Annotated in this window: 14 protein-coding genes; all 14 read right to left on the bottom strand. The window is 56.6% G+C overall.

The window, feature by feature from the left end:
- Positions 1-242: 242 nt before the first annotated feature.
- The 14 genes from BOW53_RS10760 to BOW53_RS10695 all read right to left on the bottom strand — a co-directional run bounded on the left by BOW53_RS10760 (position 243) and on the right by BOW53_RS10695 (position 14864).
- The gene (locus BOW53_RS10760; protein WP_153041612.1) at positions 243-1484 is read right to left on the bottom strand and encodes a PAS domain-containing protein; all 1242 of its coding nucleotides are present in this window, start codon (positions 1482-1484) and stop codon (positions 243-245) included.
- Complete coding sequence (locus tag BOW53_RS10755; RefSeq protein ID WP_078487985.1) at positions 1435-1971, bottom strand: hypothetical protein; 537 nt, start codon at positions 1969-1971, stop codon at positions 1435-1437. The genes BOW53_RS10760 and BOW53_RS10755 overlap by 50 nt, the downstream gene beginning before the upstream one ends.
- Before the next feature lie 11 nt (positions 1972-1982).
- Positions 1983-2684, bottom strand: coding sequence for a type 2 periplasmic-binding domain-containing protein (locus BOW53_RS10750; RefSeq protein WP_216641101.1), 702 nt, complete (start codon positions 2682-2684; stop codon positions 1983-1985).
- A 94-nt stretch (positions 2685-2778) separates the two neighbouring features.
- On the bottom strand, positions 2779-3516 hold the full coding sequence (locus tag BOW53_RS10745; RefSeq protein WP_172838872.1) for a substrate-binding periplasmic protein: 738 nt from the start codon (positions 3514-3516) through the stop codon (positions 2779-2781).
- A 234-nt stretch (positions 3517-3750) separates the two neighbouring features.
- A complete protein-coding gene (locus tag BOW53_RS10740; RefSeq protein WP_078487982.1) occupies positions 3751-5010 on the bottom strand; it encodes an adenylosuccinate synthase in 1260 nt (419 codons plus the stop codon).
- A 184-nt stretch (positions 5011-5194) separates the two neighbouring features.
- A complete protein-coding gene (locus tag BOW53_RS10735; RefSeq protein ID WP_078487981.1) occupies positions 5195-6379 on the bottom strand; it encodes an ATP phosphoribosyltransferase regulatory subunit in 1185 nt (394 codons plus the stop codon).
- Between the two features lie 8 nt (positions 6380-6387).
- Entirely contained in the window at positions 6388-6627 is a 240-nt protein-coding gene (locus tag BOW53_RS10730) for a DUF2065 domain-containing protein (protein WP_342748432.1), read from the bottom strand.
- Positions 6628-6691: 64 nt separating this feature from the next.
- Positions 6692-7564 carry a protease modulator HflC gene (gene hflC, locus BOW53_RS10725; protein ID WP_078487980.1) on the bottom strand — a complete coding sequence of 291 codons (873 nt, stop codon included), beginning with the start codon at positions 7562-7564 and terminating at the stop codon, positions 6692-6694.
- Positions 7564-8715 carry an FtsH protease activity modulator HflK gene (gene hflK, locus BOW53_RS10720; protein WP_078487979.1) on the bottom strand — a complete coding sequence of 384 codons (1152 nt, stop codon included), beginning with the start codon at positions 8713-8715 and terminating at the stop codon, positions 7564-7566. The genes hflC and hflK overlap by 1 nt, the downstream gene beginning before the upstream one ends.
- 82 nt (positions 8716-8797) lie before the next feature.
- Positions 8798-10081, bottom strand: a complete 1284-nt coding sequence (gene hflX / locus BOW53_RS10715) for a ribosome rescue GTPase HflX (RefSeq protein WP_078487990.1) — start codon at positions 10079-10081, stop codon at positions 8798-8800.
- A 196-nt stretch (positions 10082-10277) separates the two neighbouring features.
- A complete protein-coding gene (gene hfq / locus BOW53_RS10710) occupies positions 10278-10532 on the bottom strand; it encodes an RNA chaperone Hfq (RefSeq protein ID WP_078487978.1) in 255 nt (84 codons plus the stop codon).
- Positions 10533-10659: 127 nt separating this feature from the next.
- Complete coding sequence (miaA, locus tag BOW53_RS10705) at positions 10660-11607, bottom strand: tRNA (adenosine(37)-N6)-dimethylallyltransferase MiaA (protein ID WP_078487977.1); 948 nt, start codon at positions 11605-11607, stop codon at positions 10660-10662.
- Between the two features lie 5 nt (positions 11608-11612).
- Positions 11613-13424: a DNA mismatch repair endonuclease MutL gene (gene mutL / locus BOW53_RS10700; RefSeq protein ID WP_078487976.1), complete on the bottom strand. Its 1812-nt coding sequence runs from the start codon at positions 13422-13424 to the stop codon at positions 11613-11615.
- 84 nt (positions 13425-13508) lie between these two features.
- Positions 13509-14864 carry an N-acetylmuramoyl-L-alanine amidase gene (locus BOW53_RS10695; RefSeq protein ID WP_245832118.1) on the bottom strand — a complete coding sequence of 452 codons (1356 nt, stop codon included), beginning with the start codon at positions 14862-14864 and terminating at the stop codon, positions 13509-13511.
- Positions 14865-14889 lie beyond the last annotated feature (25 nt).

Below are 14889 nucleotides of genomic sequence, written 5' to 3'. Positions count from 1 at the left end.
GTAGCTCATAAGTGCTTCGTCTCTTGGTCGGGAGAAGCGCCGACTCTACCAGCTGGCCCTTCAACTACCAATTGCACTTATTATCCGAAACCGCCTTCCCTGACAATTTCGATTCCGCGAAAATCGTATTTTTTTTGAGGTCATAGTCCACCGCGGCCAGTTCCAGGGCCTGTTCAACCAACTGCCCCAGGTGTTCAGAATGCAACTTCGATTCGGCCTTTCGGGCGAATTGAAGCATGTTATCAACGATAGCCGCTGCCCGTTCTCCAGACTCTCGTGCCCCGCGCATGAAATTGACTATCCCTCGTTGATCGAAGTAGGTGCACACTTTTTCCAGGTCGACCCCCCAGTTCACGGGCGATTTCCTGGTTCTTTTCGAGATCAGGCTTTATCCTGCGCTGAACATTCTGTATCCCCTGCAGGATGCCGCCCAAAGAATTGTTCAGTTCATGTGCCATTCCTGCCGCCAGAGCACCCACCGACATCATCTTCTCCGTCTGCACCATCATGGACTGCATACGCTTGCGTTCTGTGGTGTCCTGGATAATGGCAACGAAGACAGGAGGGGTCTCTTCGAACATCAGCTGTAAGTGAACTTCCACGTTGTAAAGAGAGCCGTCCTTGCGCTGATGTACTGTTTCGAAAACGATAATCTCTTTATCTCCAAGGCGCAGGGGACTGATAGCTTCTTCAAAGCTCTCGGGAGTGAACTCGGGCTTGATATCGAGGGGCGTCAGACTGCGAAGCTCTTCCATGCTGAAGCCCAGGCTGGCGCGGGCACCGTGATTGACCTCGATGAATTTGGGCGACTCTGACTCGAACACATAAATCTCGTTGAGTGAGCGTTCAACGATCCGCCCAAGACGCGTTGCCCTCTCTTCAGCCTGCTTGCGCTCAGTGATGTCCTGGAACATTCCTTTCAGCTTCACTGTTTTTCCATCGACCACTTCCGGTGCACAGATCGTTCTTGTCCACAACTGCCTGCCCTTTGCGGTGATGAACCTGATCTCCATATCGTAGGGCATGCCTTTATCCATCGCCTGCTCTATGGCCTTGGTCAATTTTTCACTATCGTCAGGATGAAAGAAGTTGATCGCCTCATCCAGTGGCGGCTTGTAGTCTTCGGGTACCTCGTGAATACGATAAGTCTCGGTGGTCCAGCGAACCTCCTTGGTAGCCACGTCGACTTCCCAGCCACCCATTTTGGCCACCCGCCCGGTGTCATTGAGAAATGTCTCGCTCTCACGAAGTCTCGCGGTACGTTCCTCGACCTTTTTCTCCAGCTCCCTGTGAGACAATGAGAGCTTTTCTGTCATGGCATTAATGACATCACCGACCTGGTCGAACTCATCCTCCCTATTCAGTGCAAAAGATGTTCTCGTCTCAAGCGGAGGCAGTTCCTCCTTTTCCAGATCCAGTTCGCTCAGGTAGGTGCTAATTCGCCCCAAAGGCAGGCTGACCAGGAAATGAAATAGAAACAGCACCAGGCCTGCCACAAGGAAAATCTCGAAGGCATTGGCCAGCAGGATCTTTCCGGCGCTCCCAGAGACGCGCGTAGAGTTTGTCCAGACCGGCGGTCACCTTCAACTCGCCAAGGGGCATATGCTGATCACGATATCTGTGCAGCAAGGGAAAGGAGGCAGTCAGGACTTCAGCCGAAGTCTGCTGACCTGCCTGCCAGGCAGCCTGCCCGTCGACCAGAATCACCAAGTGCTCAATATCAGGCAGGTTGACCAGACCCTCGAGTTGAAGCTGTATCTGTTTACGGTTCATGACCCAAACACTCTCTACCAGGCTACCCAGGGCATCTGAACCAATGAAATGAAAGTTATCCTCGATCTGCTTGACGGACGTGATGTAGTCATTGCGGAGTTGCAGCGCGGTGGTCGCCAACGTGATGGCGAAGCTGGCCAGCAGCACACTCAACACCAACCTGCGTGCGATGCGGTTCTTTATAATATGCACTGCCATTCAATCAACCATCAGGGTTTCAGCAACGGCCCCAGAGTCTTGTCTTCGATACGCTGGTAGCTGCCATCTTCCTTCATCTGCTCCAGTGCCTGTTCCAGATTCGGAATCAACTCCTCATGGCGCTTGTTCACGTACAGGAAAACCTCCTTGGTTATAAGTGGTGGCTCCAGTGCCACGATTCCCTTCAATCCAAGCTTGTTGATCAGTTCCAGTCCCTGCCACTTCTCGTAGATAACCAGCTGGGTTCGATCCCGGCCAAGCAGTGAGAACAGCTGATCCGAAGTGTCGACCTTGGTGATGGAGCGTGCCTTTACGTTTTGCTCCAGGATCTTCCACCCTGTCACGAAGGCCACGTCGTAGTCCCGCAAGCTCTCCCAGCCATCGATGACAACATCAGGATTCTTGGAAAAGACCTGGAAGTTGAAATCCATCACCTTGCCGGGTACCTGCCGTATGTTTGGGTAGATCTTCTCCAGTCCTGCCACCCGGGGAAGATTGCCGTCATCAAGCCCCTGATCCAGGGCGCGCAGTCCGCGTTCCTCGTGGGCAAACTCGAAATCTGGGACACGGCCTACCCGGTGCAGCATCTCCGTCACCAACAGATCAAGAAAACCCTGCCGCTCCGGGGTACCGAGAGGCGCTGTCAGGGTAATGTTGAGCTTGAAAGGGGCATTCTCCCCAGCCACAGCAAGGCCAGCGCACATGAGAAACACAAATAAAAAGCTTGTTAGTTTCCGCATCATGTCAAACCCTCCCTCAAGTGGCTGCTGATTTTCATTCATTAAGTATAGAAAACCACCAGGTAACTCATTCTATTCTGTGTTCTCTCATGATCTCCTTGTACCGACCGCTTCTGAGCAGCATGTAGAGCCCCTCGTTATAATCCTGCAGTCTGAATAGGTTGTCCGGATTTTTCTTGGAAAATGCCATATGGACGTATTGCCGCTGCAGGGGCTCATCAACCGTCTTGATTTTGTCACGCCCGCCCAGCTTTCCAGCCTCGTAAAATGCCACAGACTTCGCACTGACAAAGAAATAGATTCTATTGTTCAACAACATCTCGATGCCATTCTTGTAACCGTCGGTTTCCTGCTTCTGCAGGAAGTCGGCGGCATCAAACTCTTTGGATAACGAACCGGCCCGGTTGTGGCCAAAGATATACTGCGCAAGATCACGCAGTGAATCGTAGTCATTTTCAGGATTGGTCTTCAGTCCGATCAGGTAAACCTCGTGAACCGTGTAGGGCATGCCGTACCAATAGAACTCAAGCCGCGGTTCGTTGAAATAGATCTCGGTAATGGCATCACATTTTTTTCCCTCCTTGGCATAGGACTGGGCCCGCGCCCAAGGTAGAAACATCTTGTTTACACGATAGCCTCTCGTCTCAAATATCTCCCTTATTATTTGTGCCGTGTAGCCTTCATTCATCATCGTGGTACCGTGATGAGGAGGCCATTCATAGCTGCAGATGGTGATTGTCTTGTCTTGGGCGTATGAGAGTATCGACACCATCAGCAACAAGATAGTAAATAGAATCCTTTTCACGACACTCCCCTTTCTCCAGCCCGACATTGCAGCTTGAAAAATGAAGCGGACACCATTCATTTACAGAGGCCTGCTTAATCAAATGGTGATTCACCTCAAACCCAGATCACTCCAATTCAACCACTTATAATGAGTCTAGCCTCAATTGCTGTGTTTGCAGGGCTCCAACAAAAAAAGGCCAGCCCCGATTGGGACTGGCCTTTTTTATATCGATCCTGGATTCAGATCAGACGATCAATTACCGAAGGGGTGACGCAACACAAGGGTCTCTGCACGGTCGGGACCGGTAGAGATCACGTCAATGGGTGTACTGGTGAGCTCTTCGATCTTCTTCAGGTAGGCCTGGGCATTTGCCGGCAGATCATCGTAGCTCTCGATACCCACCGTGGATTCGCTCCAGCCGGGCATCTCAATGTAGATGGGTTCGCACTTCTCGAAACCGTCGGCGCCCACCGGTGGCACATCAATGGTCTCGCCATTCATCTTGTAGGCGGTACAGATCTTCAGGGTCTCCATGCCGTCCAGAACGTCCAGCTTGGTGATGCACATGCCGGAGACACTGTTGACCTCGAGGGAGCGTTTCAGTGCCACGGTATCGAGCCAACCGCAGCGGCGCTGACGACCGGTGGTGGCACCGAACTCATTGCCCTTCTCACCCAGGCGCTGTCCCACTTCGTCGAACAGTTCGGTGGGGAAAGGACCGGCGCCAACACGTGTGGTGTATGCCTTGACGATACCCAGGATGTAATCCAGGTAACGGGGACCCACACCGCTGCCGGAGGCAGCGCCGCCTGCGGTGGTGTTGGATGAGGTGACATAGGGGTAGGTACCGTGATCGATATCCAGCAGTGCGCCCTGGGCGCCTTCGAACATCACGTTCTTGCCCTCGGCACGCATGCGATGCAGGGTACCGGTGACATCCTCGACCATGGGACGCAGGCGTTCGGCCTGTTCCAGTGCTTCGTCCAGCACCTTCTGGTAGTCAACGGTTTCGAACTTGAAGTAGTGCTCAAGCGCGAAGTTGTGGTACTCCATCACCTCGCGCAGACGCTCGGTGAAATGAGCGGTATCCAGCATCTCGCCGAAACGGATACCGCGACGAGAGACCTTGTCCTCGTAGGCAGGCCCGATGCCACGACCGGTGGTACCGATAGCCTTCTTGCCACGGGCAGCCTCACGAGCCTGGTCCAGCGCGACGTGGTAGGGCAGGATCAGCGAACAGGATTCACTGATACCCAGGCGGGAGCTGGCAGGCACACCGCCGGCTTCCAGCATGTCGATCTCTTCCAGCAGCGCACTGGGAGAGAGCACCACGCCGTTACCGATCAGGCAGCGCACATTCTCACGCAGGATGCCGGACGGGATCAGGTGCAGGACGGTCTTCTTGCCGTCAATGACCAGGGTGTGGCCCGCATTATGGCCACCCTGAAAACGCACCACGGCTTCGGCACGATCGGTCAACAGGTCGACGACCTTACCGCTACGCGATAACATCGCAAGCTCGTTACCGCTCCACTGTCGCCTCCCAATGACTACACGCCGTGTTCGGATGCCTACTTTGCTTCCCCTCTAGCGCGCTGCGCACACGACGGGCAAGCAGTGCGGCCTCACGGCTACCGGGGACTAACCGCCTCGGCTTTCAGCCTTCCATTGCGGTCAGCGGTAGTTAGTCAGGTCGTCAGGAGACTGCAACGACGACCCAATCCTCACCCTGTTTTTCCAGGGCCTCCCCACAGCCCATAGTCTGGGCATCACCGGTTTGTCCCGGAAGCGCACAGACCACGCGGCGCCCCTGGGCTCTTAATTCTTTTATTTTCTGCATCAGCTCCGGCTCATCACATGCCGGTGCATAGATGCCGGTCTCTGAATTCTGATCTACGGTACCACTCAGGCGGTAGAGCATCTTCAGGTCAGCGCTGAAACCGCGCGCTGGACGTGCCCGACCAAACACCTTGCCTATCTCGTCGTAGCGGCCGCCACGGGCCAGCTCTTGGCCCAGGCCGGGTGCGAAGGCGGCAAATACCACGCCGGTGTGGTAGTGGTAACCCCGCAGCTCGCTAAGATCAAAGTGTACCGGCACGTCGGGACGGCGCTCGGCCAGCTTGCCCGCCAGGCGTTCCAGTTCTGCAATCGCTTCAAGTACCGGAGATGAGGCCGCTTTGAGCCGCTCTCTCCCCTGCTCCAGGGCATCGTCGCCGCTGAGCTCGGCGAGTGCGCATAGCATCTCGCCCACAGCCGCATCGATCCCGAAACTCTCCACCAGCCCTTCAATCTCCGGCACCGCCTTGCGCTGCAGGGCATCGAAGAGGGCCAGCTCCTGGCTGGAGTCGAGGCCTGCCTGCTCGGCCAATCCCCGGAATATACCCACGTGACCGAGGTCCAGGTAGACATCCTCCACACCTGCACACTCCATGGTCTCGAGCATCAGGCAGAGGATCTCCAGGTCGCTCTCCACGCCGGCATGGCCATAGAGCTCGGCGCCGATCTGCAGGGGTGAGCGGGAGCCGGCGAAACCATCAGGCCGGGTGTTCAGCACCGTGCCGAGGTAACAGAGCCGGGTCGGGCAGTCGCGGCGCAGCTGGTGTGCATCGATGCGAGCCACCTGGGGGGTGATATCGGCGCGGATACCCATGGTCCGGCCGGTAATCTGGTCCGTCAGCTTGAAGGTCTGGATGTCCAGGTCGCCACCGGTTCCGGTGAGCAGGGACTCCAGGTATTCGATGAAAGGCGGAAAGACCAGCTCATATCCCCAGCTGCTGTAGAGGTCCAGCATTTTCCTGCGTAGATGCTCCAATGCATTGGCATTGGGGGGCAGGACTTCATCGATGCCTTCAGGCAGCAACCAGTGCTTGTTATCCATCATTCTGTTCGTTAATTCACTATATAGAGCATGATCACGCCGAGAATCATGCTGACAAGCCCGCCGATTCTCAGGGACCGGTCATCCATCTCCGAGGCAGCCCGCATCATGTTGCGCATGGCACCGGGGCTCAGAAACGGTAAAAAACCTTCGATCACCATGACCAGGGCCAGGGCAATCAGTAATTCGTTCCACATATCACTGTCCAGAAAAAAGGCCGGGATGATCACCCAGCCATCTTGACAGACCAACTATTTTCCCAAACTGAAAAGGGATTGTCCATGTTCAGAACAACCCCTTTTCGTGGTTCGATCATTACTGGCCCTGTTGCGCCTTGAAGTACTGGAAGAACTCCGAGTTCGGATCCAGCACCATCATGTCGTTCCCATCCTGGAAAACGCCACGGTAGGCAGCAAGACTGCGGTAGAAGGCGTAGAACTCGCGGTTCTGATCGTAGGCGTTGGCGTAGGTCTCCGCCGCCTTGGCGTCGCCCTCACCTCTGAGTTCTTCAGCCTGTTTGAAGGCATCAGCGAGGATAACGGTCTGCTGGCGGTCGGCATCGGCGCGAATCCGCTCTGCGGCTTCTGCACCCTTGGCTCGCAGGTCGCGGGCCACACGCTCACGCTCGGCACGCATTCGATCATAGACCGATTCACTGACCTCGGGAGGCAGATCGATCTGCTTGACCCGCACGTCGATGATCTCCACGCCCAGTTCGGATGCCTTCTCGTCCGCGTCCTTGGTCAGCAGCGCCATGATCTCCGCACGCTCACCGGAGACCACCTCTTTGATGGTACGCTTACCAAACTCGTCACGGAGGCTGGTGTTGATCCGCTCGGAGAGCAGCCTCGCGGTCTTGGCAGGATTGCCACCGGTGGACCGGAAGTACTGTGCCACGCTGGCTATGCGCCACTTGGCAAAGGAGTCCACGATCACGTCTTTCTTCTCAATAGTGAGAAAACGCTCGGGGCGCGAATCCAGGGTCTGGATACGGCTGTCGAACTTCATCACTTCGTTGATGACCGGGATCCGCCAGTGCAGGCCGGGATTATAGTCTGCGTCGACGATCTCACCCAGGCGCAGCTTCAAGGCAAGCTCCCACTGATTCACAATGAATGCCGAGGAGTAGACCACACCGGCGACTACCACCAGGAGAACACCTACAAATCCAAATTTACCGCCTTGCATCAGCGAGTCCTCCTACCACGTTGAACATCACGCCCGCTTGACTCCGCTCGCTTTTCAGACTGCTCCTGGAGCGTCTGAGCCCTGCTACTGGGCACCTCGGTCGAAGACTGTATAAGTTTATCCAGAGGCAGGTACATCAGGCTGTTGCCACCCTCGGCATCCAGCAGCACCTTACGTGAGTTGCCCATCACCTCTTCCACGGTATCCAGGTAGAGACGCTGACGGGTCACTTCCGGTGCCTTTTCGTACTCACCCAGTACTGCCAGGAAGCGCGACGCCTCACCCTCGGCCTCGGCGATCACCTTCTCCTTGTAGGCCTTGGCATCCTCGACACGGCGTGCTGCCGCACCACGGGCCTTGGGCACAACCTCGTTGGCGTAGGCTTCCGCCTGGTTCTCCAGTTTCTCCTTGTCCTCACGGGCCTTGATGGCGTCGTCGAAGGAGCTCTTGACCTGCTCAGGCGGCTTGGCCGGCTGCATGTTCACACTGGTCACTTCCAGGCCGGTGCGGTACTCCACCAGCAACTCCTGGATACCCTGCTTGATAGTATCGGCGATGGAGCTACGGCCTTCAGTCAGGATAAAGTCGAGGTCACTCTTACCGATGGTCTCACGCACCGCGGTTTCAGTTGCGTCCCTGATGGTCTTCTCGGGGCTCTGATCCTGGAACAGGTAGTCTGCCGCATCCTGTATCTTGGACTGCACCGTCAGTTCGATATCGACGATGTTCTCATCCCGGGTCAGCATGGTGGCGTTGTGACGGAAAGATGAGATCTGGTCCACGTTGACCTTGATCACCTCATCGACAACCGGAATCAGGAAGTGGGGGCCTGGCTGGGTGATATTCTTGTACTCACCAAAACGCAGGATTACACCACGCTCTGCGGGCTCCACCGTGTAGAAGCTCTTGAAAGCGAGAAACAGCACGAGGCCGACCATAACCAAGGCGCCAATGCCTTTGAAGCCTGCACTGCCGGGACCGGGCACATGGTCGTCGGGACCACCGCGGTCACCTCCGCCCTTGCCACCGAACAGGCCGCCGAGCTTCTCCTGCATTTTCTTTACGACTTCGTCGAGGTCCGGGGGACCTTGATCGCCGCCCTTTCCACTCCAGGGATCTTTACTATTACCACCCGGTTCATTCCAGGCCATCGAATACTCCAGTGTTAATCATGTTGTTTAAACGACCTGCATTAGACAGGTCGAGTGTTGGATTCTAGTCTTACCCAAGCCTTCAGGCAATCAGGCGGCTCTCAAACTCCGTCTCCTGCTGCAGAAGCCGCTCGTACTCCTTGCGTGGCATCTGCACCTCGAGCTCCCATCCACCGTCGTCTGTCACCTGCTCGGAGAGTATCTTTCCGGTCTGAAACAGGCGTGCCCTCAGGCGGCCGTCGGCTGGTTGCAGGTACAATACCTTGTGGACATGCTCCAGGTAGAAAAATTCCGCCAGGGCCTCCAGCAACAAACCCACGCCTTCACCGGTTTTTGCAGACAGCCAGACCCTCCTCACTAGGCCGTCTTCACCACATTCCACCCGGGGGCCGTCACCTTCCATCAGGTCGATTTTGTTGTAGATCTCGATCTGGGTCACCTCGTTGGCACCGATCTGGCCCAGCACGTCGTTGACCTCGTGGATGCACACAGCACGTTGATGGCTTGCAGCATCAATCACGTGCAGCAGGAGTGTCGCTTCGGCAGTCTCCTGCAAGGTGGATTTGAACGCGGCCACCAGTTCATGGGGCAGATTGGAGATGAAGCCGACAGTATCAGCCAGCACCATACCACCCTCCCCTTCGAGATCCACACGGCGAAGGGTGGGATCCAGGGTGGCGAACAGCTGGTCCTCAGCGTAGACGCCGGAATCGGTGATGTTGTTGAACAGGGTGGACTTGCCGGCATTGGTGTAACCGACCAGGGAAACCGTGGGCACTTCTGCCTTGTTGCGCGCTTTCCTGCCCTGTTCACGCTGGCTGTCCACCTTCTCCAACCGTCGCCTGATCTGGGCAATGCGGTTGTTGAGCAGTCGACGGTCGGTCTCAAGCTGGGTCTCACCCGGGCCGCGCAGACCAATGCCGCCCTTCTGACGCTCAAGGTGGGTCCAGCCGCGCACCAGCCGCGTCGACATGTGACGCAACTGGGCAAGCTCCACCTGCAGCTTGCCCTCGAAAGAGCGGGCACGCTGGGCAAAAATATCGAGAATCAGCCCGGTACGGTCAACTACCCGGCACTTGAACTCCCGCTCCAGGTTGCGTTCCTGGCTGGGAGAGAGGGGGTGGTTGAAGATAACCAGTTCCGCCCCTTCGGCGGCGATCTCCTCCTGGACCTCTTCCACCTTGCCCCGCCCGATATAAAGACGGGGATCCGGTGATTTTCGACTGCCCATAACCAGCGCCACAGGCAGGGCCCCGGCTGATGCGGAGAGTTCCTGAAACTCCTCGAGTTCGTCCGGGTCGGGCTTGACACCGATGTCCACGTGCACGAGCACCGCTCGCTCGCCTGTCTTTGGACGCTCAAACAAAGCAGGCTCCATGCAGTCGCTGGGGAGGTGAGGGAGACAAGCGTGTAACGAAGGGGTAAATAGGGATCATTTGTCAGATGACAGACAATAAAGCCACCTCACCATCTGAATGGTGAATGTCGGATACTGTACTAACGGTGTATCGCGGCTCTATTTATCGGCACTCGCCTCTCAAACGGGATTGCAGCAAGATCGCTCAGAAATTACCCTGATCGGACTGTCCTTCACGTTCGCCACTTGGCAGGCGTACATTTCTAGCCGGCACCACGGTGGAGATAGCGTGTTTGTAAACCATCTGGCTGACTGTGTTCTTCAGCAATACCACAAACTGGTCAAAAGACTCGATCTGGCCTTGCAACTTGATTCCATTCACCAGGAAGATCGAAACCGGAATGCGCTCTTTACGCAGGGTATTAAGGAAAGGGTCTTGTAAACTCTGCCCCTTGGACATGAGGTTCTCCTTATTGTATTGTTAGCTCTAAATTTGCGGGTAACTGGTCAAAAAAAGGCGATTCTCAGTTAAAACTCCCCACAAAAGGCAATTATAGCACAGTGGAAAATATCAAATGCTGCACTGCTTATATCTGGTCAGCAGCGATAATTTTCAAGACCTGCCCCAAAACATCCCCTGCTTCCTCGCCCAGCCAGTGGGCCTCCTGATCGGCTCGCAGCCATGTAAATTGGCGTTTTGCGAGCTGCCGGGTCGCGATAATCCCTCTCTCGATCATGGTCTCACGATCCCACTCCCCGAGAATGTATTTGAGCATCTGCCGGTAACCCACGGACCGCATGGAAGGCATATCAGGGACCAGATTGCCGCCTTTCAACAACTCTCTGACCTCCGCTTCAAACCCGAGTTCCAGCATTTTGTGGAAACGCTCCGCGATCCGCTGATGTAGCACCTCCCTGCTTTTGGGTGCTCTCACCAGCTTTATGATCCGGTACGGTAACTGCTGCTCACCATCCCTGTCCTGAAGTTCGCTCAGAGTATTACCGGTGATTTCATAGACCTCCAGCGCCCGCTGGATACGTTGGGGATCATTTGGATGAATACGCCTGGCCGCTTCAGGGTCCACGGTTGTCAGCCGCTCATGCATCGCCTGCCAACCATGCAACGCAGCATCCTGCTCCAATCTCGCTCTAACGGCGGAATTTGCCGCCGGTAGCTCGGAGAGTCCGTACTGAAGAGCACGGAAGTAGAGCATGGTCCCTCCCACCAGCAGGGGAATGCCCCCGGCGGCTGTAATCTCCGCCATCTCGCGCAGGGCATCCTCGCGAAACTGTGCCGCGGAGTATGCTTCGGCAGGATCACAGATATCGATCAGGCGATGGGGTGCCCGGGCCAGTTCTTCGGCACTGGGTTTGGCGGTACCGATATCCATCCCCCGGTAGACCAGGGCAGAATCGACACTGATGATATCACAGGGAAGATGCTCGACCAACTGAATCGCCAGGTCGGTCTTCCCCGAGGCAGTGGGCCCCATCAGGAATATGGCCAGTGGCAGGCTGTCCGTAGAACCACCCATTGCTATCACTGCCCCCGCATGAAGAGTTTGTCCAGGTCGCCCAGTTCCAGCTGAACCCAGGTCGGCCTGCCATGGTTGCACTGGTCACTGCGCTCCGTACGCTCCATGTCCCGCAGCAGTGCGTTCATCTCTTCAACGGTCAGACGCCGGTTGGCCCTGACGGACCCGTGACAGGCCATGGTTGCGAGTACGTTGTTGATCTCCGCCTTGATCCGGTCACTGCCACCATGGACCACGAGGTCTGCAAGAACGTCACGCAACAGCTTCTCGGCATCAGCACCATGCAGCAGCACAGGGATGGAGCGCACCACCAGGGTCTCCTTGCCGAGGCGGCCAATCTCCATACCCAGGTTCTCGAACAGGGCCGACTGCTCCTCTGCCAAATCCGCCTCCCGGGAACTGACCGCCACCGACACCGGCACGAGGAGCGGCTGAGTGGCAATCCCGTTGCCATCCAGGGACTGCTTGAAGCGCTCGTATGTAATCCGCTCGTGGGCGGCATGCATATCCACCAGCACCATCCCCTGTCCATTCTCAGCCAGGATATAGATGCCTTTCAGCTGGGCCAGGGCATAACCCAGAGGTGGCGATTCGGTACTCTCCTCTTCAGGGAGTGTTGACACCGCCGTGGTTGCCGGCCGCTGGATATCAAAGCTCGGGGCATAGCTTGGCGTCCGCTCCTGCACTTTAAAACTGAACGGTCGCTGATAGGCAGGCTGTGATGCTTCCGGTGTTGCAGAAGGCGTGTAGTCACTCATATGGGATGGGACAGGTTCCAGCACCTCTCCGGTCTCGGTATCCACCACCTCCCCTCCGGGGCGGGTCTCGGAGAGCACCTTGTGCAGGGTACGAAAGAGATAATCGTGGACCAGGCGCCCGTCCCTGAACCTCACTTCGTGCTTGGTGGGGTGCACGTTGACATCCACCAGCATGGGATCGAGTTCCAGGTAGAGCACGTAGGCGGGATGGCGGCCATGATAGAGCACATCCTGAAAAGACTGCCTTACGGCGTGGGTCACCAGTTTGTCCCTGACCATGCGACCGTTGACATAGAAGTACTGCATGTCCGCCTGGCTGCGTGAAAAAGTCGGGCGGGCCACCCATCCCGAGAGTCGCAAACCAAGCTTCTCCTGGTCGAAGAAGAGGGCCTGTTCGAGAAACGCGGGGCCAAGCAGTTCGCTGAGCCGCCGTTCCATCTCGGCCTGCTCGGTCGCCGCCGGCAGCCGAATGATCTCGCGACGGTTATGCTGAAGACTGAAGGCCACATCGAAGCGACTCATCGCCAGGCGCTTGATCAACGTCTCGATGTGACCAAACTCTGTCTTCTCGGTACGCAGGAACTTGCGCCTGGCCGGGGTGTTGTAGAAGAGGTCCCGAACCTCGATGGTCGTACCCACGGGATGCGCCACCGGCAAGGGCGCTTCGACCTTCTCACTGCCGTCGCCGCTCACTTGCCAGCCGCCTTCGGAGGCGGCCTCTCTCGACTGCATGGTCATGCGGGATACAGATGCAATGCTGGGCAGGGCCTCGCCCCTGAATCCCATGCTTGCAACCCGCTCCAGGTCCTCAAGGTTGCCGATCTTGCTGGTGGCATGGCGGGACAGGGCGAGGGCCATATCGTCGTGATGAATGCCATAGCCGTTATCCCTGACCCGGATCAGCCTGACACCGCCCTGCTCCACTTCCACATCAATTCGCTGGGCCCCGGCATCAAGACTGTTTTCCACCAGTTCCTTGACCACCGAGGCCGGGCGCTCGACCACCTCGCCGGCGGCAATCTGGTTGATCAGTTGAGGGGGCAGCGCATGGATTCTCATAGTCAGGACAACAGTAATCAATCAAAAAAAGAACGGCGCCCATGGCGCCGTTCTTGTATGTGCCAATTCAGTACTGGAAGTTTATCACGTGCCTGGAATGCTCAACACCTGGCCTATTCTTATGCGATCACCGGAGAGTCCGTTGGCGCTACGCAGCTGGCTCAGGCTGATCTGGTACTGCTCGGCAATGCCCGACAATGTGTCGCCGCGTTCGATGGTGTGTTTCTTGGGCGCGGCCTGGGCCAGCAGTGTGCCGGGAGGCGGGCTCTGCCTGAAGTAAGAACGTATACCCTTCATGATTGCATTGACCAGGCGTTGCTGGTGAGCGGGATCGTTGAGCTTGCGTTCCTCGGAGGGATTGGAGATGAAGGCGGTTTCTACAAGCATGGAGGGGACATCAGGTGACTTCAGCACCATGAAACCCGCTTTCTGAACCGTGTTCTTGTGGGTCTTTCCCTGGCGCTTGAGCTGGCTGAATACCGCCTGTGCAGCTTGGTGACTGGCCTGTTGGGTCGCTGTCTGGGAGAGATCGAGCAGCACAGAGGCCAGTACCTCGTCCTTGTCTTCCAGGGTGACCCCGCCGACCAGGTCAGCACTGTTCTCACGTTTCGCCAACCAACGCGCGGCCTCGGATGAAGCCCCCCTGCGGGAGAGGGTATAGACCGATGAGCCCCGCACACGGGAATCCCTGAAGGCATCGGCGTGAATGGAGATGAAGAGATCCGCACGACTCTCCCGGGCCAGTTTCATGCGCTTGCGCAATCCGAGGTAGTAATCCCCCTTGCGGATCATGACCGGCTTCATGCCTCGCTCTTTCTCCACCAACCGTGAAAGTTTGCGCGCAATGGCCAGTACCACGTTCTTCTCGTAGGAACCGCGCCGGCCCTTGGCACCCGGATCTTCACCGCCATGTCCTGCATCGATAGCGATCACCACATCCCGTGGACCGTTGTCATTGACCGACTTGACCACTTTCTTTGCCGCTTTCTTGCCCTTATCTGCAGTTGGGAACAGATCGACAACCAGTCGGTGTCCATACTGGCGATTGGGCTTCAGCACGAAACTCTTGGGTTTAACCTTGGTTTTGAGATCGAGCACCACGCGCAGGTCTTTTTTGTTTCTGGCGGCACTGCGAAGTTTCCCGATCACGGGGTCTTTGCCGGTGTCCGGAAGGACACCCTTGAGCTTTGCATTCTTGAGATCGATGACCAGCCGGCTGGGGTTTTCGAGGCTGAAAAGGGTGTGCTCCACCTGTGCGCTGGTATCCAGCACTAGGCGGGTGTGGTCAGGAGCAGCCCAGAGTCGCATGTTGTCTACCTGTGTCTGTTGAGCCAGGACAGGCAGTGTTATGAACAGCAATAGGAATGCGGCGATTTTCTTCATTTTTTCAGACCATCGTCGAGATTCATCCCGGTTATGGTTGAAAAATAGCATAGCCATAAGATAAATTCCAGAAAATTCCTAA

It is taken from the genome of Solemya velesiana gill symbiont (assembly GCF_002020805.1).
GTDB lineage: Bacteria > Pseudomonadota > Gammaproteobacteria > Chromatiales > Chromatiaceae > Sedimenticola_A.
This window is presented reverse-complemented; position numbering and strand designations above follow the sequence as displayed.